Source organism: Streptoverticillium olivoreticuli subsp. olivoreticuli (assembly GCF_003391135.1).
Taxonomy (GTDB): domain Bacteria; phylum Actinomycetota; class Actinomycetes; order Streptomycetales; family Streptomycetaceae; genus Streptomyces; species Streptomyces blastmyceticus.
The window spans coordinates 6282219-6302778 of sequence record NZ_CP031455.1 but is presented as its reverse complement, the minus strand read 5'-3'; the positions used below and the strand labels follow the sequence as shown (position 1 = coordinate 6302778).

Annotated in this window: 16 protein-coding genes, 1 pseudogene and 1 riboswitch; of the genes and pseudogenes, 14 read left to right on the top strand and 3 right to left on the bottom strand. The window is 66.4% G+C overall.

The window, feature by feature from the left end; translation table 11 throughout:
• Window positions 1-7 precede the first annotated feature (7 nt).
• From DXZ73_RS28075 to DXZ73_RS28045, 8 genes and pseudogenes are all read left to right on the top strand, one after another.
• Window positions 8-4009 (top strand): polymorphic toxin-type HINT domain-containing protein, encoded by a 4002-nt coding sequence (locus tag DXZ73_RS28075; protein ID WP_162890358.1) that lies wholly within the window; start codon window positions 8-10, stop codon window positions 4007-4009.
• Window positions 4010-4026: 17 nt separating this feature from the next.
• Window positions 4027-4356 carry a hypothetical protein gene (locus tag DXZ73_RS28070; RefSeq protein ID WP_116213812.1) on the top strand — a complete coding sequence of 110 codons (330 nt, stop codon included), beginning with the start codon at window positions 4027-4029 and terminating at the stop codon, window positions 4354-4356.
• Between the two features lie 683 nt (window positions 4357-5039).
• Window positions 5040-5729 carry a DUF4328 domain-containing protein gene (locus DXZ73_RS28065; protein ID WP_116213811.1) on the top strand — a complete coding sequence of 230 codons (690 nt, stop codon included), beginning with the start codon at window positions 5040-5042 and terminating at the stop codon, window positions 5727-5729.
• 79 nt (window positions 5730-5808) lie between these two features.
• Window positions 5809-6285, top strand: a pseudogene (locus DXZ73_RS28060) (hypothetical protein); the annotation flags it as partial.
• 110 nt (window positions 6286-6395) lie between these two features.
• Window positions 6396-7904, top strand: coding sequence for an SCO4402 family protein (locus DXZ73_RS28055; protein WP_240351514.1), 1509 nt, complete (start codon window positions 6396-6398; stop codon window positions 7902-7904).
• 69 nt (window positions 7905-7973) lie between these two features.
• Window positions 7974-8282, top strand: coding sequence for a DUF6980 family protein (locus DXZ73_RS28050; RefSeq protein WP_116213810.1), 309 nt, complete (start codon window positions 7974-7976; stop codon window positions 8280-8282).
• 404 nt (window positions 8283-8686) lie between these two features.
• A complete protein-coding gene (locus DXZ73_RS38395; RefSeq protein ID WP_162890357.1) occupies window positions 8687-9013 on the top strand; it encodes a hypothetical protein in 327 nt (108 codons plus the stop codon).
• A 39-nt stretch (window positions 9014-9052) separates the two neighbouring features.
• On the top strand, window positions 9053-9295 hold the full coding sequence (locus DXZ73_RS28045) for a hypothetical protein (protein WP_338059142.1): 243 nt from the start codon (window positions 9053-9055) through the stop codon (window positions 9293-9295).
• A gap of 51 nt (window positions 9296-9346) precedes the next feature.
• Here the strand turns inward: DXZ73_RS28045 and DXZ73_RS28040 are convergent, their stop codons facing one another.
• The gene (locus DXZ73_RS28040) at window positions 9347-9889 is read right to left on the bottom strand and encodes an NUDIX hydrolase (protein ID WP_116213809.1); all 543 of its coding nucleotides are present in this window, start codon (window positions 9887-9889) and stop codon (window positions 9347-9349) included.
• A gap of 8 nt (window positions 9890-9897) precedes the next feature.
• Entirely contained in the window at window positions 9898-11022 is a 1125-nt protein-coding gene (locus DXZ73_RS28035) for an adenosylhomocysteinase (RefSeq protein ID WP_116213808.1), read from the bottom strand.
• Between the two features lie 565 nt (window positions 11023-11587).
• Between DXZ73_RS28035 and DXZ73_RS28030 the strand changes: the two genes are divergently transcribed.
• A complete protein-coding gene (locus tag DXZ73_RS28030; RefSeq protein ID WP_116215908.1) occupies window positions 11588-12865 on the top strand; it encodes a transcriptional regulator in 1278 nt (425 codons plus the stop codon).
• On the opposite strand, the gene DXZ73_RS28025 is transcribed toward DXZ73_RS28030, so the two are convergent.
• Window positions 12846-13508: an HAD family hydrolase gene (locus tag DXZ73_RS28025; protein WP_116215907.1), complete on the bottom strand. Its 663-nt coding sequence runs from the start codon at window positions 13506-13508 to the stop codon at window positions 12846-12848. The genes DXZ73_RS28030 and DXZ73_RS28025 overlap by 20 nt on opposite strands.
• A 192-nt stretch (window positions 13509-13700) precedes the next feature.
• Between DXZ73_RS28025 and DXZ73_RS28020 the strand changes: the two genes are divergently transcribed.
• The 5 genes from DXZ73_RS28020 to DXZ73_RS28000 all read left to right on the top strand — a co-directional run bounded on the left by DXZ73_RS28020 (window position 13701) and on the right by DXZ73_RS28000 (window position 20538).
• Complete coding sequence (locus DXZ73_RS28020; protein WP_205519245.1) at window positions 13701-14570, top strand: hypothetical protein; 870 nt, start codon at window positions 13701-13703, stop codon at window positions 14568-14570.
• Window positions 14571-14671: 101 nt separating this feature from the next.
• Window positions 14672-14950 carry a DUF3311 domain-containing protein gene (locus tag DXZ73_RS28015; RefSeq protein ID WP_116213807.1) on the top strand — a complete coding sequence of 93 codons (279 nt, stop codon included), beginning with the start codon at window positions 14672-14674 and terminating at the stop codon, window positions 14948-14950.
• Window positions 14947-16572 (top strand): monocarboxylate uptake permease MctP, encoded by a 1626-nt coding sequence (mctP, locus tag DXZ73_RS28010; RefSeq protein ID WP_116213806.1) that lies wholly within the window; start codon window positions 14947-14949, stop codon window positions 16570-16572. Before DXZ73_RS28015 ends, mctP begins: the two co-directional genes overlap by 4 nt.
• Window positions 16573-16874: 302 nt before the next feature.
• Window positions 16875-16973, top strand: a riboswitch (adenosylcobalamin-variant (AdoCbl-variant) riboswitch).
• Window positions 16974-17143: 170 nt separating this feature from the next.
• Window positions 17144-19522 (top strand): ribonucleoside-diphosphate reductase subunit alpha, encoded by a 2379-nt coding sequence (locus DXZ73_RS28005; protein ID WP_116213805.1) that lies wholly within the window; start codon window positions 17144-17146, stop codon window positions 19520-19522.
• Window positions 19522-20538, top strand: coding sequence for a ribonucleotide-diphosphate reductase subunit beta (locus DXZ73_RS28000; protein ID WP_116213804.1), 1017 nt, complete (start codon window positions 19522-19524; stop codon window positions 20536-20538). Before DXZ73_RS28005 ends, DXZ73_RS28000 begins: the two co-directional genes overlap by 1 nt.
• Window positions 20539-20560: the final 22 nt, after the last annotated feature.

The window sequence follows — 20560 nt, the reverse complement described above, 5'->3', positions numbered from 1 at the left end:
CTGATCGGTGAGAGACAGCATTTACTTCACAAGAGCCGAGGGAGGGTGGGCATTCGTCATACGCGCGCTGTGCCTGGCCCTGCTCCCCTTGGCCCTCCTCGCAGGGCTGCTGGCCGCGAACAGCCCCGCGTCCGCGGCGGACAAACCGGATGGCTCTGCTCCGGTTGACGGTCTGCCGATGTCCGACCGGGCTCGCGTCGTGGACCTTTGGGTGCGCGGTGGGCCCCAGGTCAAGGCCGCCGCGGAGGCAGCGCTCGTAGGCACCGACGCGGACATACGCAAGTTCCTCGACCATGACGAGGAACTTGCGGGGCTCAATGACGACCGCATCAACGCGTCCCAGATCTACTCCATCGGCGGGCCGGGCATCCGCGAGGCCGCAAGCAAGGCCCTTCTGGGTTCCGACGAGGACCTGCTCAAATTCCTGAGGTACGGCTGGAAGGCTCCCCTGGAGCAGGACCAGCGGATCCAGGTCGCGCAGATCATCGACGACGCCGGGCCGACCATCAAGGAAGCCGGGCAGAAAGCCCTCAACGGCTCGATCGACGACGTACGCAAGTTCCTGAACGACACCCAGTACACGGCCCAGGAAGCCGACGACCGGCTCCGGCTCGCCCAGATCATCAGCATCGGCGGCCCGGCCACCAAGGAAGCCGGCAATGTCGTCTTCAAGGGCTCCATCCAGGACGTCCGCGAGTTCCTGAACGTAGGCCAGTACATCGCCCGCAATCGCGACCAGGAGCGCCTGACCGTCGCCCAGTTGGCCAAACTGGCGGAAGACGCGGGCAAGGTGGCCAAGCGCGAGACCGACGCCGCGAAGAAGGCATCGGACCGCGCTGTGAAGGCCGCCGAGCTGGCGAAGAAGGCCGCCGAGAAGGCCCGCGACGAGACCAAGGCAGCCGCGAAGGACGTCAGCCGCGCGGCCGAGGCCGCAGGGCGCGCCGCGAGGGCGGCGAAGGGTGCCGCGGAAGCCGCACAGGAAGCCATCGGCGCTGCACAGGCGGCCAATTACGCGGCCCGCATGGCAGCCAATGCCGCAGCGAACGCCGCGGCGGCGGCGGCAGGTGCAGCCGAAGCGGCATCACGTGCTCGCAACGCCGCGGCGGATGCGGCGTCGGACGCCGGGCGTGCGTCGGACGCACGCCAGGCCGCCGAGGACGCCCGCGACGCTGCCGATGCAGCCACGGAAGCGAAGCAGATCGCCGGTCAGGTGAAGATCGCTGCGAAGGCTGCGGGTGATGCGGCGGAGGCTGCTGCCAACGCGGTCGGCAACGCCAATGCGGCAGCTGACGCGGCCGACGAATCCGGAGCCTTCGCCGACGCGGCAGGGGCGGACGCGTCGGAGGCCAGGGAGTGGGCGGCAACGGCCCGCAGTCAGGCCCGCGAGGCCGGACGTGCCGCCGGCAGGTCCCGGGCACTGGCCTACGAGGCCGCGGACGCGGCGGACGACGCAGCACAGGCGGCCGGTTCCGCCGCCGTGCACGCCGCGAACGCGGCCAAGGCGGCGGAGGAAGCCGCCAAGCATGCCGGGGAAGCAGCTACTGCTGCCGCTGAGTCGAAGAAGCACGCCACGGCCGCCAAGGAAGCGGCCGACACGGCGAAGGGCGCGGTCGACACGGCCATCAAGGTCCACAAGATCGCGGCCAAGATCGAGGAGGAGGAGCTCAAGTCCAGGACAGCCGCCAGACTGGAACAGGCCAAGGTCCTGAAGAAGGCGGATGACCGGCGTAAGGCCGATGCCGCACGCCAGGACAAGGCTCGCAAGGACCTCGACGCTCTGGCCGCAAGCCTGGCGGACGAGGCAGCCAAGCCGGGTACCGACACCAAGGCCCTGGCTGTCAAGGGACGCACGTTCGCGGTCCAGGTCATGAAGACCGGCGCCCCCTGGAGTCAGGCCGCCGCGAAGACCGCGCTCGCCGGTACTGACGACGACATCCGCACCTATCTGCGGACAGGTCGGCAGGAGGCTATCCGGGAGGACGAACGCGCCAGCGTCCAGCGCCTCGCGGTCGAAAGCCGCATAGATACCGTCCGCGGCGCGGCGAACAAGGCGCTCAAGGGCGACGCCAAGCAGATCTCCGAGTTCCTGCGCACTGGCCAGCATGACGTCGCGCTCAATGACTACCGCATCCGCGTCTCTCAGATCGCCGACGGCGCCGGCACCGAAGTGCGGAGCGCGGCGAACAAGGCGATGCTCGACAAGGACCCGGCCAAGCTCCGCGACTTCCTCACCACGGTGCAGTACACCGCCCGGGAAGCCGACGAGCGTGTCCGCGCCGCCCAGCTCATCGACAGCGGCGGCCCCGAAACCAAGGCAGCCGCCCAGGTTGCTCTGGAAAGCCCTCCGCAGCTCCTGCACGACTTCATCCGGGTCGGCCAGTACAGCACCGCCCGCCTCGATCACCTGACCGCAACCCACGTCGCAGGCATCAAACAGCTCATCGCCAACGCGTCCGCTGTGGCCGCGACCGCACAGCAGAACGCGGCCCAGGCAGCCGCAGCTTCCGCCGTAGCCGACAAGGCCGCGGCCCAGGCAGCCGACTACGCAAAACAGGCCAAGGAACAGGCGGGCCAGGCCAAACAATTCGCCGCCCAGGCAGCCGACTACGCCAAGCAGGCCCAGGCATCGGCAGCGGATGCAGCCAAATCGGCACAGGCTGCGGACAAGGCGGCGAAATCCGCCGCAGCGGATGCCGACGCTGCCGAAGCTTACGCGGCTCAGGCCGGGGAGTCGGCTGCTTCAGCACGCGCATCCGCTGACGATGCTTATCTCGCAGCGGCAGAAGCGCGAGCCGATGCCGAGAAAGCAGGCAAGGACGCCGACGCGGCCTCGATCGCGTATGCGCAGGTCAAGGCGGACTCCATGGCGCTCTGGATGAAGGAGCGCCAAAAGGAACTCAACGCGCAAGAGGAGAAAGAGGAGAAAGAAGAACGCGAAGCAGCCGCGAAACGTCGTGATGCCGAGATCGAAGAACAGGCTTCCAGTGACGGCCGCGAGAGCGCTCTCGAGCGCAGCATCCGAGAGTGCATGGACGCCCCTTGGTACAACCTCCCATGCGATGATGCTGTCCTCCTCGGGAGGGAAATTTTCGGCTTCAATGATGCAATTGACTGCAAAAACGACCTGGGGTGGAATGCGCAGTGCGGCTGGACTGCCCTCACGCTGATCCCCGTCGCGGGGTGGTTCGGGAAGCTTGCCAAGGCCAGCGGCAAGTTCGCGAAGATAGCGGAGATCGCGGAGCGCGTACGGATCCTGAAGGGGTGCAAGTGTTTCATCGCCGGCACCCAGGTTCTGATGGCCGACCGCTCCACGCGGAATATCGAAAACATCAACGAGGGTGACCGGGTTCTCGCGACCGACCCAGTCACAGGCCGAACAGAAGCCCGCGCGGTGACTCGCCTGATCGTCACCGACGACGACAAGCGCTTCAACGACCTGATGATCACTACCCCCGACGGCCCCAAGAAGATCACGGCCACCCATGAGCACCCCTTCTGGAGCCCCTCCAAGCATCGCTGGGTCGAAGCAGGCGACCTCAGGGCAGGCTCTGATCTTCTGAGCACCGATGGCGCCATCATCCGCGTCGAGGGAAATCAGGCCTACGAGCAGCAGGTACGCACCTATAACCTCACGGTCGAAGGGCTTCACACGTACTATGTGCTGGCGGGACAGACGCCAGTATTGGTACACAATTCGGGGCCGTGCCCAACTGGTGTTGACGCTGTCTGGCACGAGGGCACTTTCGAAAATCCCGGGGGCAGCTTCCAATATCACTGGGGAAAGCACGGCGAGCCATTGAATGTCACGCGTGAGAAGTACTTGCAAGATTCGAGCGACTGGGTAAAGCGGCTGGCTGAGCCAGGAGGAAAGAAGGGGTATAACGCAAAGAGGATGCCATTCGATGACGGCAAGTGGGGTGTGAAGTACTCGGATCCCAACGGAGGCAAGGGCGGGATCATCGGGCCGGACGGACGAGTCGTTTCCTTCTGGTACGACGAGGCTCATTAGAAATAGAGGAAAACACGATGCTCAGCTTCATTGACGCCTACACCCTATGGCGCAATCTGCCGTTCCCCCGGAGCGGGTCGAGCAAGGATCTGATTCTGACGCGCAGCGATCTGGCGGAAGCCGACGAATATGTGACGACGGTGATCCGATATGTGGAACGCGGGATCTTCAAGCCAGCACCCGTTGATGTCCTCGCAATGCTTCAAGCGCTGATGCGGCGAATGGATCGACTCGGTGACATAGCATCGGGTGACGACCAAACCGTCGCCCGCTCGCAGCACGCATACGCAGCACTGCTAGATCTCGTTTATCGACAGTTCCTGCAGGCGGGGCGCCCGAGTGAGTAGCGGAGTCGCCTTCCTCAGCACTAACCGACTCGGGGCGAAATAATGAGGACGGGCTGAAATTTCAGAGGACCCATCGGGTTTACCTCCAGCGATTAAGCGATAGAAATAAGCGTACCGCCCAAGCTGTCGCGGAAGAGCCGATGTGTCAAAACCGCGTCACGAGTGGCCCAAATTCTGCCGACCTTCGAAGCATCATCGACAGGGTAGGCAAGGCCAACTGCACGACGTCAGTGACATCTCGGCAGCCTTGAAACGAGGCCCTCCTGAAGTCTCAGGAGGGCCTCGTGCCGTTTGACGGCGGCAGTGGTGAGACCGCTCCGGATTCGGACATGGGAGCTTGCCCTCGACGACCACCCGAGCGTCCAGTCCGGCCGCGCCGACGAACACATCCACGCGATGCGCCCACGCATTCGCCCCTGCTTCAGGAACCACGCTGCACGTGATCTCTACGTGCGCGTACGGCTGGTCCATGTTGCCGCAGCCTGATCAAGCCACCCGCGGGCACACCGCTGCTTGAGCTGATCCCCAGCGCTGCCTGCGGGCGGGCGTCGATTACCCGCCAGGTCATCCGGCCTCCAGCTTCGCACGATTTTCGTTGGGCATGACATCTAAAGTGGCGTATGTTCCTTTCTGCGCCCGCCTGAGCGAGTGCGCTTTTTTGTTCCCGTGGGGGGTTCCGAACCATGTCCTTCAACGCTGTCCCGGTATCGGTCGGCAGACCTGCCCGTCAGCCATCGCGTGGCTGGGCGACAGCCGTTACCGTGCTGCTCGCATTGACCGCGGTCGCCGACCTCTTCGCGGTCTACGCCGATTACAACGTCTACTCGTTGATGGGTGACGTGCTGTCCACCAGTGACGAAGACCTGTCCCGTGCTGACGTTTTGTACGCGGCGGCCGGCCTCTGGCAGGCGGTGAGCATGCTCGCCACGGCCGTCGTCTTCATCGTCTGGTTCCATCGCGCCCGGGTCAACGCCGAATACTTCGCCCAGAACATCTGCACGATGGGCCGCGGCTGGGCCATCGGCGCCTGGTTCGTGCCGGTCGCCAACCTGTGGCTGCCGTACCGCGTGGCCCGCCAGGTGTGGGAGGTCAGCGCCCAGTCCACATCCGACGGCTCTTGGCGCAAGGTGTCCTATGCGCCGGTGAAGGCGTGGTGGTTCCTGTGGATCGGAGCCCTGGCGGTCGACAGGATCGGCTCGACCTTCTACAACCACGCGGATTCCGCGCACGCCCTGCGGCAGGCTGCGACCGTCGTGATGATTTCCGACCTGCTGTCCATTGCTGCGGCCGTCTTCGCCATTCTCTTCGTACGGAAGCTGACCGCCATGCAAGAGGTATCCGTTACCCCTGAGCCGACCACCGCCGCCCGGTAGCCGCTGCCGCAGGGACCCCTATGGGTTGGGCAAGGAAATCGGGTATGCGTCGAGAGAGTGCGGCGGGCAGGATGGCGGGGTGGCTGATCTATTGTGGGACGACGTCAAATGCTTCTTCGACCCCCGCCTGATGGGGTCGCTGCCGGACGTGATTGTTCCCGAGACTTCGGTGCAGGACTGGCAGGCGGTTCTCGACCTCGTCGGCGCGAGCGGCTGGAAATACCAATACTCCGAAGGCGAGACGATGCTTCCGGTGCCTCGGGCGGAGGCGCCGCTGTCCCGCCCGGCTGACGCCGAGTGCCCGCAGCTGCGGGTCTGGCCGACTGCTGATGTGCTGGCGATCTTCCGCTTCTATTCGGCCAAGCAGATCGACTTCGATGTCGACCTGCGGGAGCTCCAGGGCCAAGAACGACTCGACGTGTTCTACGGCTTCCTCACGGCGATCGGTCGGCGGCTGGGTAAGCCGGTGCTGATGGATTCCGAGGGCAGCAACCACAGTCGTCCGGCACTCGGGTTCGACGTTGAGACCGATCAAGTGATCCTGATGGCGGAGCCCTGGCCAGGTGAGCACTGCTTGTCAGGAGAGATGGGGGCACCCACCGACAGCTCGATCAAACAAAGCCCTCAGGACGCGCACGTCCTGCAAATGGAAACGCAGAACCAGCCATGAACCTCAAGCCTCGATCAATTCAACTCCCCGAGATGAGGGCAGAAGTAATTACCGCGGTACGGGCGCTCTCAGATCCTGAGTATCAGAAGAGGGTTTGGGTTGATCGACAGTACCCAAGCCCAGGGTACTTCGACGACTTCACCCTCAACGTGAACATCCTGGACGATGCCACGGTTCTCGATGCCCCCTACGCGACCATTGGGTTCACCCTGGCATCCGACGAGGAGGCTGGGGCGATGGCCGAGCTTGCAGGCTGCCTCGGCGAAGTTCTCGATGCCGTTGGCGCTGAAAGCCCCGATGATGCTTTCCTGGCATCACCCTTGTGGGAGAAAGTAGTGGCAGCCGCCAAGGCTGCCCTTGATGAGCTGACGCACCGAGGGAGTGTTCCGAAGTTCCTTCTGGTGGCCGAGAACAATGACGGCGCCGAGCAGTTGCTGACACGGTGCGCTGATGTCGATGGGCTGTTCGTAGCCCCGGAGCCAGCACCGAGAGAACGTTTGACCTTCCTCGGATGTACTCCACAAGGCCGGCTACGTACCATTATCGATCAGCCCGGCCCGACGAATGGCCGACTGGGCGACCTGTGCATCGAGGTCTCAAACGACGAGCGCCCGGTCGAATGGTGGGAGCTGTCCAATGCCGTCGTCCTGGCCCATCAGGTGAACGACGGCAATCCTTCACTGCTCGATATCGTTGTCGAGGCAGAGGTGGAAGAGCCCGATTGGGGCCTCGTCGAGCTGCCCGCGTCACCGCGGTTCGAGCTGTTCAAGGGAGATGAATCCCTCATCGAATCCTGCGAGGCGGTCGACGGCCTCCGCATCGCGCGGTCGGGCCCGGCCGAGGTCCCGATGACACTCATCGGGTGCCAGCCGGCGGAGCCACTGCTCGCCACGCTTCAGGAGTCCCGGCGAGGAGGGTGGGCCGAGCTATGGGCGTTGGACCGTACGGGCCGCCCGATGGCGCGTAGGAGCCTTGATCTGAACATCGTGGAATCGGGCCCCTCTGTTCTCGGCGGCGGCCTGATCGACATCACATTTGCCGACGGTCCCTACAGCCCGCCGCCACTGCTTGCCCGACCGGTGTGGGCAGCGTGGTATGAGGGGATCCCCAGCACGTTGAACCAATGGGCTCAATACAGCCCGGAGGGCAGGAATGAGTGGCTCATGCTCGCATTCCACAACAGGACCAACAGGGGTGCCGACCAGTCCGGCGCCACGTATCACCTCGACGGCAGATTCGTCACGGACGTCTCCAGCATGCACTGCGCAATGGGCGAGGCGCTTGCTGGACCTGGCGGGTACTTCGGCTCAGGATGGCAGGCGTTCAACGACTGTCTCGGGGGTGGATTCGGTGTGGCAGTGCCCTTCACACTGATCTGGCACGACGCGGAGATCGCACGCCGCTCGCTGGCCGGGGTCGTATACGACCTCGAGGGGCACCTCAACTACTTCGAGGAGACAGTGCAGCGCCTTGAACGCTACGGCGTCACAGTCGTCCTCCGATGATGAGGCGCACGTCTTGCCGATCTGCCGATGCCGGAAGAGGCCATCTGCCTTGGCTAGGAGAATGAGCGGATGACTGAGCACTGTTGTGAAGAGATGACACGCCACGTGGACTGGCACTGCGATACCCACGCCGACCCGTTCGCCTGCCCGGACGCGCTCGTTGACTTCAGTGCGAAGTTCCGGGAGTACGGACTGATCGTCCACGACGGCGGTACCTCGCGCATCGGCATGCTCTTCTGTCCGTGGTGCGGTCAGCGTCTGCCCGAATCTCAGCGGGACCGGTGGTTCGACGAACTTGAGGCTCGTGGCATCGATCCGTGGAAGGACGATGTGCCCGCAGAGTTCCAGGACGGCAGCTGGCTTCAAACGGCGTCATGAAATCTCCCGAGCACGGAATTCAGAACACGTAGCGGCGAGTAACTCGACTTACACGAACACGGTCCCGGGCCGACGGCGCCCAACAAGCGCGAAGCCCCGCCCACGCTCCTCGGATTGGGGGCACGGACGGGGCCACCGCATAGCCTCCGCTACGACCGACTGTTCTCCCGCACGCAGCCCAGATCACGAAGCGGTTGCTCGGAGGCGACGGGTGCGACTGGGGAGTAGTGAGCGCGAGTGAACGGCGTTGAGGTTCACCACGTACGTAATAAGGTCACCGGTGAAGTCGATGACTGCAAATTCAAGTAGGAGAGCTCGTGATCGTCAGGTGTGTCGCTAATAAAGGATCAGATATCGGGCCGTATCACCAAGGCCTCTTCTACACTCCGGAGACACGCTACGACTTGTCCATCGGCAGCTCTTACGAAGTCTTCGCGATGGCCTTGCTCAACAGTTCCCTGACCGTGCTCGTAGCTGACGACTACGATCAGCCCGCCTGGCTGCCGCTCCAGCTGTTCGAAGTGGAAGATTCGAGCCTTCCTGGTCACTGGGAATTTGCCGCTGGCGAAGCCGGTACGCCTCCTCCTGAGTCCGGTGAACTGATCTGCGGGGGGCGATGGGGTTATAGCGAGGTAGTGCACTCCGACACGCACTACTACGACCTCGAAGAACGAGACAGTGAGGCGCTGCGCGTGTTCAACGAGCAGCGTTCCAGAAGTTCTCACAGCTGAAGAGATCGACCACCTGCCCATGCGCCCCAGCATCCGGCGATGGTGGGCCGGGCACAGCGTCTCGTGACCAGCTGCGGATTCCATGTCGCCGTCATCGACGCGCCCGGTCACGGCGACCAGCCGCGTACAGCGCACGACACCGCGATCGGAATACCGCTGACGGCGATCGACCCCAGGATCACCGCCGCGGTCTTCAGTCAGCACTGGCCCGATGTCCTGTCCGACAGCACGGTCCGGTTCTTCACCCCTCACTTCGGCCGAGCGGTCACCTCGCTGTCCTGACGTGCGCGGTTACGGCGTCCGGCGACGGGTCGGCCGGGGCTAGGGTGCCAGTCACCGCAAGGCCCGCACGATGCGGCGGCGCAAGGTCTCGTCCTCGATGTTCTCGGCACTGCGCCAAGCTGCGGCAGTGACCTCCTCCGCCTGGATCTCGCCGATGTCGGCCGACGTGCGGAAGAGGAACCGGAAGTCGAAGTGTTGGTGTTCGGGCTCGCCCTTGGCGTCGTTGGCCGGGATGGGGTGCGCGTCGATGTGTACGGGGCACAGCCCGGCGGGGACGACGGCCGAGGCCGGAATGCCTGTCTCCTCGGTCAGTTCCCGCTGCGCCGCGTCGACGAGTCGGGCGTCCTCGGGCTCGATGTGGCCGCCGGGGAGGAGCCAGCGGTCGAGCGCGAGGTGCCGGATGTGGAGTACGCGGCCGGCCGGGTCGGTGAGGATCGCCCCGGCCGTGGCGTGGCCCCGGAATTCCTTCCGCGAGGTGAGATCGGCCTCGGCGTCGAGGAGATCGAGGGCGGGCGCGAGCCGCGTCTTCTCCTCGGGGTGTGCGTCGAGGTAGTCGTCGATGGTGTCGCGGATGTGGTGGGGCGCGATGGGCACGCCTGCTCCTATCGGTTGAAGTAGTCGAGCCATGTCGCCGCGATGACAGCGCGGTCGGCGGCGCTGATCTCGTGCAGGCCGGTGTCCAGGTCCCCGCGAGCGAGCGCAGCGGAGGCGGCGAGTATCTCGGCTTGCACGAGGAAGATGAACGGCCCCACGCTGGCCCCGTGCAGGAAGTTCACAGCGTTGCCACCGTTGAGCAGGTAGAAGTAGTGGCCGGTCGTGAGGTACCGAGTGATGTGGTCGCCGACGTGGGCTCGTTCGTAGACGTCCGGCAGTCCGGCGAGCTCGAGTTCGTCCTCGCTGCTGGTCACGGTGGCCACGTACGCGCCGTTGCGCAACCGCGGGAAGTCCTCACCGCGCAGCGCGAGTGAGCCCGTCGCACACAGCACGAGCCCGGCGTCCTTGAGCCCTGTCTCGCGATCGCGGGCCACTGCGAAGCCCTGCGAGAGTGCCTGTGTGCGGCGTACGGGGTCGATGTCGTACACCGTGACCCGTACGCCCTTGGCATGCAGGAGACGGGCAATGGAACTGCCCAGCTTGCCGAACCCGATCACGAGCGCGGCGCGACCGTGCAGGATGTCGCCCCGGCCGCGCATGAGCGCCTCGGTGGAAAAGACGACCGACTGCCCGACGAGGAAGTCCTCGGGGTCCTTCAGCGGCGAGCGTGCCACGGAGACGACGGGGCAGGCCGGCTTGCCGAGGTCGGCGTAGCGGCGGTGACCGTTCTCGGTGTCCTCGACGACCCCCAGCAAGCGCCCCGAGAAGCGGTCGCACAATGCGCTGAGGGCTGGGGCGAAGTACCCGCCTACGTCGAGAAGAACGACCGGACGTCCGGCGGCGCGCGCCTCGATGTACCGCACGGCGCGATCAGGATCCGCGAACATGTCACGCGACAACCTGTCGCACGCGTGACCGTCGCTCTCGACCTGGCGCAGCGCTTCGGCGTGCACGGACTTCGGCTTGGGCAGCACGGCACGCAGCTCGGTCACCCCTGCGATTCCGCGCACGAATGCCGGGCGCTCCGGCAGCAGGTGCGTGATCAGGAACGAGACCGGGCGTTCCTCGGGCGCGAATCGCGACGCGATGCGTCCGAAGTAGGCGTCGAGGCGGGCGAGCTCGAAGGTTTCCATTCCGGCCTCTCTGTGGTCTCGGCTGGTGGTGTTGAGTCGGCCGGCCGACGTTCATCAGACACTTCAGATGTACGGGTCAGGGGGATGATCGGCCGCGGCATCAGCATTGGGCCCGCCCGAGGCCCGGCCATGCTGCGGAGTCCGGCGCGCCCGCACCTGCGCGGTGCTGGTCGCACTGACACGGGGCGAGGGCCAGGGGTCCGGTGGACCTGTCCGGGCCATCAGCCGATTCCCCAAGGTCGCGCCGGATCACCAGCACCCCGCTCGCGCCACGGGGAGCCGCCATCCGGGCGAGCCTGGCTCGCGCTTCGCTCTTCATGCTTCCGCCTCTTCCGGTCCGATGCTTGCCGCCCATGCACTGCATGGCGATGAGTAACCATGGGAGTCCCATGGGCAGTTGGGGTCTTACGTGTGCACAGCGTCCTAGCCGTGTGCGCACGATTCGAGGGCTCTCAGAGGCCGTCAAGCGGACTTCCAAAGGACTTTGTTGCACCCACATGGGTGACTGCACGTCCGGGTGCAAACGACGTACCTTGTGGCCGAGAGCAGCATCCGAAGGGGAGCCATGTCGCGACCATCCGGCAATATCCGCCTCAAATCAGCACGAATGGCTGCTGGTTACTCCTCGCAACAAGCCCTTGCGGACGCCATCGCCGACACGGCGCCCAAGCTCGGGATGCGCGGGGTGGGTACGGGCGTACGCCAAGTCCGGCGCTGGGAGTCTGCCACGCCACCCTGGCCGCAACCCGACATCGGCCGGGTGCTCGTTCATCTTCTGGGGCAACCGCTCGAAGAGCTCGGATTCACGCCCCCGTGGGGAATGAGCGACGCGCAGAGACCGGTCCATCTCTCTCATCGCCTCGGCGTTGGGGCTGTTGCCGCGGCCGGCCCGACCGCAGTGCCGTCCCAGACCTGTGCCGAGCCTCAGCCTGCGAGTGTCGGATTCGACTTCAAGACCGTGACGACTTCCCATCGCCGTCTGTACTGGTCCGTGGCACCCGCGACCCTGCATCCCGCTGTCCTCGGGCACACCCGCCTGGGCTGTTCGCTGCTGCCGCAGACAAACGGCAGCTGCCACCGTGTTCTCGCGGCGGCGCTGGCCGAGAGCTATCTGCTCGCGGGGCGCATCGAATTCTTCGACTTACGGCAACCGGATCAGGCGAGCGAGACGCTGTTGCATGCCCTGCAGGCCGCGGGCGAGGCGGACGACCATCTGCTGGGCAGTGCTGTCCTTGCGCACACCGCGTTCATTCCCGGATGGGCCGGGCGGAGGGACGAAGCAGTCGAGCGCCTGGTCGCCGCCCGTGCCTACGCCCGCCGCGGCCCGGCCTCCGCGGAATTCTGGGCATGGCTGGACGCCGTCGAGGCAGAATGCGAGACCAGGTGCGGTGATATGCGAACAGCGCTCCACCTGATCCGGCACGGCGAGGACATTCTGGTAGCGGGATCCGAGCACCGGTCCCCGGAATGGCTCGACTGGTTCGATGAAACAAGACTCGCCGCGTTCAAGGGCAACACCCAGCTGAAGGCGGGGCATCTGCCCCAGGCTCGGGAGACCCTTCTGCATGTGCTCGATCAGCTGCCCGCCGCCTCGGCCAAGCAACGCACCGTCGTCTTCGGCGATCTCGCAGCGGTCGAGGCAGCGGCGAGCGACCCCGAGAAAGCCTGTGCATACGCAGGGCGGGCCCTGGATCAGCTTGGCGCAACGTGGTACGCGACCGGTATGGATCGGGTGCGGGAGGTGCGGCGGGCGCTCGGTCCCTGGCAGCACGAACGCTGCGTGCGGGATCTGGACGACCGCCTTTACGACTGGGGAACGACGGTCAGCGCTCTTCAGCGTTGAATTTGGCGACCTTTTCGGGAAGTTCCAGGAGCGAGTCGAGGCGCATGGTGGTCAGGCGATCCGCTTCAGGGTCGTTGCGCTGGATGGTTCCCCACGGCCCGCGCCGGATGAGGGCGGTCTTCATGCCCGCGGCGACGGCTGGACGAATGTCGTTGTCGATCCGGTCGCCAACGTACAAGATCTCGCCCGCCGTAAACGGCACGACCTCTGCCACCCGCGTGAAGAAGGCGGGATCGGGCTTGGACGCACCCCAGTCGTCCGACGTACCGATAAGGTCGACATCCGCGGTGAAGAGATCCCGCAGTATCCCGCCGGCGCGTACGGTCTGATTGCCCGCGATCGCCAGCCACAGACCGTCGGCACGGAGCTCGGCGAGAGCGGGCCGTACATCGGGGTAGAGATCCTTCTCGTCGAAGTGCTCGGGCTGCCCCGCCGCTGCTCGCTTTTCACGCTCCGCGTACAGGTCGAAGCCCCGCCGGAACTCCTGGAACGTCTCGCGATAGTCGCGCCCCTGAGCAATGACGGCGCCGAACATCGCGGCGAACGTATGCCTTGGCACACCCAGCCAGTCGGCCCAGGTCCCGTACTCACGAGTCTCATCCACAAGGCACTCGCCGACATCGAATACCACTGCACGAATCATGACGGCAGAGTAAGGCATGGGCAACGGCCCGGAACAAGGGCCGCACATCCACTCGAAGGGATCAACTTTCCTGAAGCGCCAGGGAAGTTGCTCCGCGCTGGGCTACCGTCGCTCACACGAAAACGACCCCCCACGCCGGGTGCAACCAGCGAAGGGGGTCTACACCCACCAGGAGTAAGGCCCTCCCAGCAAATGCTCAAGCATGCTATCGCCCCCGCACGCTTCTTCTCGCAGATCCCCAACGAGATCATCCGCCACCCCCGACTCTCCTCCGACGCCGTCCGTCTCCTCACCTGGCAGCTCTCGCTCCCCGACGGCGTCGATCAGAGGCTGTCGAAGACCGCCGAGCAGGCCGGGATCAAGAAGACCGCGTTCACCCGCGCCAAGCGGGAGTTGGCCGCCGAGGGGTACTTCCACGAGTGGCGGGGGCAGGGGGCCGGAGGGCTGTGGAGGACGCGGCAGTTGGTGTCCAACGTGCCGTTGTCGGAGGAGCAGGCGCTCGCTGTGCGGGACGGGATCACGCCACCGGGTGACGCGCGACCGGCCGTCGGTGAGCCGAGTCGCCCGGTCGTCGGTCGTTCCCAAGAAGAGAACACCGGGGAGAACACCTCCCACCCGCTCGCCGAGCGTGGGGCGCGGGCGCTCGTCGCGGTGTGCCACGCGGAGCGGCGGTTGCGGATTTCCGGGCGGGATCTGAAAGAGCTCGCGCCGCTCGCCGGGGAGTGGCTGTCGCGCGGGGCCACGCTCTCGGAGATGCGGGAGGCGCTCACCGACGGGCTGCCGGAGCCCGTCCGCTCCCCCGTCGGGATCCTTCGCGACCGGCTCACGCGGAAGATGCCGGAACCGGCTCCCGAGCCCGCGCCGCGCCCCAACCCCCTGCGCGCGTGCGGCGGTGGCTGTGGCCGCGTGATCCGGCCCGTCGCCGATGAAACCGAGTGCCGTGACTGCCGTTTGGAGACGGCCGGAAGCGACGCTTCCGGGGCGGTGGCAGCAACTCGGCGCGGCATGAGCGCCGTTCGAGCCTCGCTGGAGGCGTACGTACAGGCACGGCCCGCCGGATGACGTTGTCATACCGATATGCGGACAGGGGGTGACGCCCAGCAGGACCCTGACCTAGATTTCCTGCGCATCACGCAGTGATCACCAAAGGGGGAGTCGCCACCATGACCGAACCACCGATGGAACCACCGGAGAGCGGCCGCAGGGCTGCAGTCGTCACGGTGCCGATGATCGTGGCGGGGGTGTGTCTCGCCATCCCCTTCGTCGCGATGCTGTGGGTCGGCTCCTATGCCCGGCTCACGCCCACGTTCATCGGCATTCCGTTCTTCTACTGGTACCAGATGGCCTGGGTGCCGATATCCACCGGGCTCACCGTCATCGCGTACGTCATCGTGCGCCGCCACGAGCGGGCCCATAAGGCGGAAGCGGGTGAGCGGGCATGAAGGACGGCGTGAACGGCGTGGCACTCGCCGTGTTCATCTTCTTCTTCCTGGTCGTCACGGTCATGGGATTCGTCGCCTCGCGCTGGCGGCGGGCGGAGAACGCGGACAACCTCGACGAGTGGGGACTGGGCGGCCGTTCGTTCGGCACCTGGATAACGTGGTTCCTGCTGGGCGGCGACCTCTATACCGCGTACACCTTCGTCGCCGTGCCGGCGGCCATCTACGCGGGCGGCGCGGCGGGATTCTTCGCGGTGCCGTACACGATCCTCTGTTATCCGCTGGTGTTCACCTTCCTGCCCCGCCTGTGGTCGGTGGCGCACAAGCACGGCTATGTGACGTCCTCGGACTTCGTCCGCGGGCGGTTCGGTTCGAAGGGGCTCTCACTGGCCCTGGCGCTGACCGGACTTCTCGCGACCATGCCGTACATCGCGCTCCAGCTCGTCGGCATCCAGGCCGTACTGGACGTGCTGGGGGTCGGTGGCGGGTCCAACTGGTTCATGAAGGACCTGCCGCTGCTCATCGCGTTCGGCGTGCTCGCGGCCTATACGTATTCGGCCGGACTGCGGGCCCCCGCGCTGATCGCCTTCGTCAAGGACGCGCTGATCTACATAGTGATCATCGTGGCCATCATCTACATCCCCATCAAGCTGGGGGGTTTCGAGCACATCTTCGCGAAGGCGGGTGACGCCTTCGCCCAGAAGAATCCGGCGACGGGCAAACCGCGCGGCTCCCTGGTGAGCGGTCCGGACGCGCAATGGGCGTACGCGACGCTCGCGCTCGGCTCGGCGATGGCGCTGTTCCTCTATCCGCATTCGGTGACCGCGGTCCTCTCCAGCAAGAGCCGCAACGTCATCCGCCGCAACACCACGATCCTGCCGCTCTACTCGCTGATGCTGGGCCTGCTGGCCATGCTCGGCTTCATGGCGATCGCCGCGGGCGTCAAGGTGAAGAATGGCCAGCTGGCCATTCCGCAGCTCTTCGAGGACATGTTCCCGGACTGGTTCACGGGCGTGGCCTTCGCGGCGATCGGCATCGGCGCGCTGGTGCCGGCGGCCATCATGTCGATCGCGGCGGCGAATCTCTTCACGCGCAACATCTACAAGGACTTCATCAAGCCGGACGCCTCCCCCGAGCACGAGGCCAAGGTCTCCAAGCTCGCCTCGCTGCTGGTGAAGGTCGGCGCCCTGATCTTCGTCCTGACGATGGACAAGACGGTCGCGATCAATTTCCAGCTGCTCGGTGGCATCTGGATCCTGCAGACCGTGCCGGCGCTCGTCGGCGGGCTCTTCACCCGCTGGTTCCATCGGTGGGGGCTGCTGGCGGGCTGGGCGGTGGGCATGACGTACGGGACATGGCGGGCGTACGACACGCCTAGTGCCACACAGGATCATTTCGGGAATACCAACCTGATTCCGTTCATCGGGGAGAAGGGGTACATCGGGCTCACCGCGTTCGCGCTCAATGTGATCGTGGCCGTCGTGCTCACGCTTGTGTTCAAGGCGACGGGCGTGCGGGATGGTGTGGACGAGACGAAGCCGTCGGATTACACGGCGGATGCGGGCGATCCGGGCGTGGCGGAGGAGCTGCCGCCGGCGACGGCGGGGGCAACCGGGGGGCACTGACGCCTCCGGCGGAGCTCCCTGCGGGAGCGTCCCCAAACGCCGGACGGGCTGGATTGCGCACCCCAGGGGCCCGGGTGCTTGACCCCTAGACGCCCCTCAGGGCACCCCCAGGCGGGCCGCCGGGCGGCCCGCCACCCGCCGGATCACCGAGGGCCGTCGCGCGCCGGACAGGCGCGCGACGGCCCTTCGTCATGCCCCTTGCCGCCAGGCCCTGTTAGCACATTCAGACCCATCCGATTACCGCGCGACACAAGATGTGGTGGTGCATGCGACGGCCAGCACTAGATGTATGCTCGTCCTCGCTGTCGTCGCAGGGGAATCCGGTGGAAATCCGGAACTGTCCCGCAACGGTGCATGTATGCCGTAATGACGCATGCAGGAGTCCGAGTACCTGCCGACAGCACGCCCACCGCCGCGCCGCCCCGGCCGGCACCGGGCGTTTTGTATTCGTCCGGGCCTCGCGGGTTGGGCCGATGGACGCTACGAGCATGCCCTGGTGCAAAGAGGCATGCCCGTACGCGCCCGTCGCGCGCCACCCGCCCGGCCCTTTGCCGAGCGAGGGAGAGCCTCAGTGACCATCGCGCCCGCCGATCCGGTCTCAGCGTCCGCGGAAGCGACCGGCGGCCCCGGGACCGCGCTGCTGCGCACCCTGACCGACCTCACCGCCGATCTGCCCGCCACCGACCCCGGAAAGGTCGCCGCCGCCGCGCTGCGGGGCCGCCACCCGGGCTCGGACGAGGCCGAACTGCGGTCCCTGGCCACCGAGGCCGCCGCCGGTCTGATCGCCGAGGAGCCCGAGTACTCCAAGCTCGCCGCCCGGCTGCTCACCCTCGCCATCGCCGAAGAGGCCGCCGGACAGGGCGCGCTCTCCTTCTCCGCGTCCGTCGCGACCGGGCACCGCGAGGGCCTGATCGCGGACGACACCGCCGCCTTCGTCACGACCCACGCCGAGCGGCTGGACTCCCTCGTCGACGCGGCCCTGCTCGACGGCGCGGACGACCGCTTCGGCTACTTCGGCCTGCGCACGCTGCACAGCCGCTACCTGCTGCGCCACCCGATCACCCGGCAGGTCATCGAGACCCCGCAGCACTTCCTGCTGCGCGTGGCCTGCGGCCTGGCCGAGAACCACACGAAGCAGGCCCTGGAGGACGTCGCCGAGCTGTACCGGCTGACGAGCACCCTCTCGTACCTGCCCTCCTCCCCCACGCTCTTCAACTCCGGCACCCGCCACCCGCAGATGTCGTCCTGCTACCTGCTGGACTCCCCGCTGGACGAGCTGGACTCGATCTACGACCGCTACCACCAGGTGGCGCGCCTGTCGAAGCACGCCGGCGGCATCGGCCTGTCCTACAGCCGCATCCGCTCGCGCGGCTCGCTGATCCGGGGCACCAACGGGCACTCCAACGGCATCGTGCCGTTCCTGCGCACGCTCGACGCCTCCGTCGCGGCGGTCAACCAGGGCGGCCGGCGCAAGGGCGCGGCCTGTGTCTACCTGGAGACCTGGCACGCGGACATCGAGGAGTTCCTGGAGCTCCGCGACAACACCGGTGAGGAGGCCCGCCGCACGCACAACCTCAACACCGCGCACTGGATCCCGGACGAGTTCATGCGCCGCGTGGAGGCGGACGCCGACTGGTCGCTGTTCTCCCCGGCGGACACGCCCGACCTGGTCGACCTCTACGGCGACGAGTTCGACGCCGCGTACCGCGCCTACGAGGCCGCGGGCAAGGCCGTCAAGCAGATCCCCGCGCGGGTGCTGTACTCCCGGATGATGCGCACCCTCGCGCAGACCGGCAACGGCTGGATGACCTTCAAGGACGCGTCCAACCGCACCGCGAACCAGACCGCCGAGCCCGGCAAGGTCGTCCACTCCTCGAACCTCTGCACCGAGATCCTCGAGGTCACCGACGACGGCGAGACGGCCGTCTGCAACCTCGGCTCGGTCAACCTGGCCCAGCACCTGGGCACCGACGGCGAGATGGACTGGGAGAAGCTCGACCGTACGGTCCGTACGGCCGTGACGTTCCTCGACCGCGTCGTGGACATCAACTTCTACCCGACCGAGCAGGCCGGGAACTCCAACAGCCGCTGGCGCCCGGTGGGCCTGGGCCTGATGGGCCTCCAGGACGTCTTCTTCCGGCTGCGGCTGCCCTTCGACTCCCCCGAGGCGAAGGAGCTGTCCACCCGGATCTCCGAGCGGATCATGCTCGCGGCCTACGAGGCGTCCGCCGACCTCGCCGAGCGGCACGGCCCGCACCCGGCCTGGTCCGCGACCCGCACCGCCCGCGGCGTGCTGCACCCGGACCACTACCCGAACGCCGAGCAGCGCTGGGCCGGCCGCTGGGACGCGCTGCGCGCCCGCATCGCCCAGGTCGGCATGCGCAACTCGCTGCTGCTGGCGATCGCGCCGACGGCCACCATCGCGTCCATCGCGGGCGTGTACGAGTGCATCGAGCCGCAGGTCTCCAACCTCTTCAAGCGCGAGACCCTCAGCGGTGAGTTCCTCCAGGTCAACACCTACCTGGTGGAGGACCTGAAGAAGCTCGGCGTGTGGGACCGCACCACGCGTGACGCGATGACCGACGCCAACGGCTCGATCCAGGACATGCAGTGGATCCCCAAGGAGGTGCGCGACCTCTACCGCACCGCCTGGGAGATCCCGCAGCGCTTCCTGATCGACATGGCCGCGGCCCGTACGCCGTACCTGGACCAGAGCCAGTCGCTGAACCTCTTCATGGCGTCGCCCACCATCGGCAAGCTCAGCTCGATGTACGCGTACGCCTGGAAGCAGGGCATCAAGACGACGTACTACCTGCGCTCGCGCCCGGCCACCCGGATCGCGCGCTCCGCCGGTGCCGCCGCCACCGTCCCCGTGCAGCAGGCCGTGCCCGACGCCGACGCCGTCGCCTGCTCCCTTGAGAACCCCGAGTCCTGCGAGGCCTGCCAGTAATGTCGACCGCTGAACAGAAGAACCTGCTGGACCCGGGCTTCGAGCTGACCCTGCGCCCGATGCGGTACCCGGACTTCTACGACCGCTACCGCGACGCGATCAAGAACACCTGGACCGTCGAGGAGGTCGACCTCCACTCCGACGTCGCCGACCTGGCGAAGCTGTCCCCGGGTGAGCAGCACATGATCGGCCGCCTGGTCGCGTTCTTCGCGACCGGTGACTCGATCGTGGCGAACAACCTCGTGCTGACGCTGTACAAGCACATCAACTCCCCCGAGGCGCGGCTGTACCTGTCGCGGCAGCTCTTCGAGGAGGCCGTGCACGTCCAGTTCTATCTGACGCTGCTGGACACCTACCTCCCCGACCCGGACGACCGTGCCGCCGCCTTCGACGCGGTGGAGAACATCCCGTCGATCCGCGAGAAGGCCCAGTTCTGCTTCAAGTGGATCAACGAGGTCGAGAAGCTGGACCGGCTGGAGACGAAGGCCGACCGCCGTCGCTTCCTGCTCAACCTGATCTGCTTCGCGGCGTGCATCGAGGGGCTGTTCTTCTACGGCGCCTTCGCGTACGTCTACTGGTTCCGCTCGCGCGGTCTGCTGCACGGCCTGGCCACCGGCACCAACTGGGTGTTCCGTGACGAGACCATGCACATGAACTTCGCGTTCGAGGTCGTGGACACGGTCCGCCAGGAGGAGCCCGACCTCTTCGACGACGAGCTCCAGCAGCAGGTCACCGACATGCTGCGGGAGGCCGTCGAGGCGGAGCTGCAGTTCGGCCGCGACCTGTGCGGCGAGGGCCTGCCGGGCATGAACACCGAGTCCATGCGCGAGTACCTCCAGTGCGTCGCCGACCAGCGCCTCCAGCGCCTCGGCTTCGCCCCGGTCTACGGCTCGGAGAACCCGTTCTCCTTCATGGAGCTGCAGAACGTCCAGGAGCTGACCAACTTCTTCGAGCGCCGCGCGTCCGCGTACCAGGTGGCGGTCGAGGGCTCGGTCTCCTTCGACGACGAGTTCTAGCAGACGGTTTCCATCTGCCATG

Coding starts and splice junctions, on each gene's coding strand:
- DXZ73_RS28065 (WP_116213811.1), top strand. CDS start 5,040: ATGTCCTTCAACGCTGTCCCGGTATCGGTCGGCAGACCTGCCCGTCAG.
- DXZ73_RS28000 (WP_116213804.1), top strand. CDS start 19,522: ATGTCGACCGCTGAACAGAAGAACCTGCTGGACCCGGGCTTCGAGCTG.
- DXZ73_RS28015 (WP_116213807.1), top strand. CDS start 14,672: ATGACCGAACCACCGATGGAACCACCGGAGAGCGGCCGCAGGGCTGCA.
- DXZ73_RS28055 (WP_240351514.1), top strand. CDS start 6,396: ATGAACCTCAAGCCTCGATCAATTCAACTCCCCGAGATGAGGGCAGAA.
- DXZ73_RS28035 (WP_116213808.1), bottom strand. CDS start 11,022: ATGGAAACCTTCGAGCTCGCCCGCCTCGACGCCTACTTCGGACGCATC.
- DXZ73_RS28070 (WP_116213812.1), top strand. CDS start 4,027: ATGCTCAGCTTCATTGACGCCTACACCCTATGGCGCAATCTGCCGTTC.
- mctP (WP_116213806.1), top strand. CDS start 14,947: ATGAAGGACGGCGTGAACGGCGTGGCACTCGCCGTGTTCATCTTCTTC.
- DXZ73_RS28025 (WP_116215907.1), bottom strand. CDS start 13,508: ATGATTCGTGCAGTGGTATTCGATGTCGGCGAGTGCCTTGTGGATGAG.
- DXZ73_RS28045 (WP_338059142.1), top strand. CDS start 9,053: ATGGTGGGCCGGGCACAGCGTCTCGTGACCAGCTGCGGATTCCATGTC.
- DXZ73_RS28030 (WP_116215908.1), top strand. CDS start 11,588: ATGTCGCGACCATCCGGCAATATCCGCCTCAAATCAGCACGAATGGCT.
- DXZ73_RS28050 (WP_116213810.1), top strand. CDS start 7,974: ATGACTGAGCACTGTTGTGAAGAGATGACACGCCACGTGGACTGGCAC.
- DXZ73_RS28020 (WP_205519245.1), top strand. CDS start 13,701: ATGCTCAAGCATGCTATCGCCCCCGCACGCTTCTTCTCGCAGATCCCC.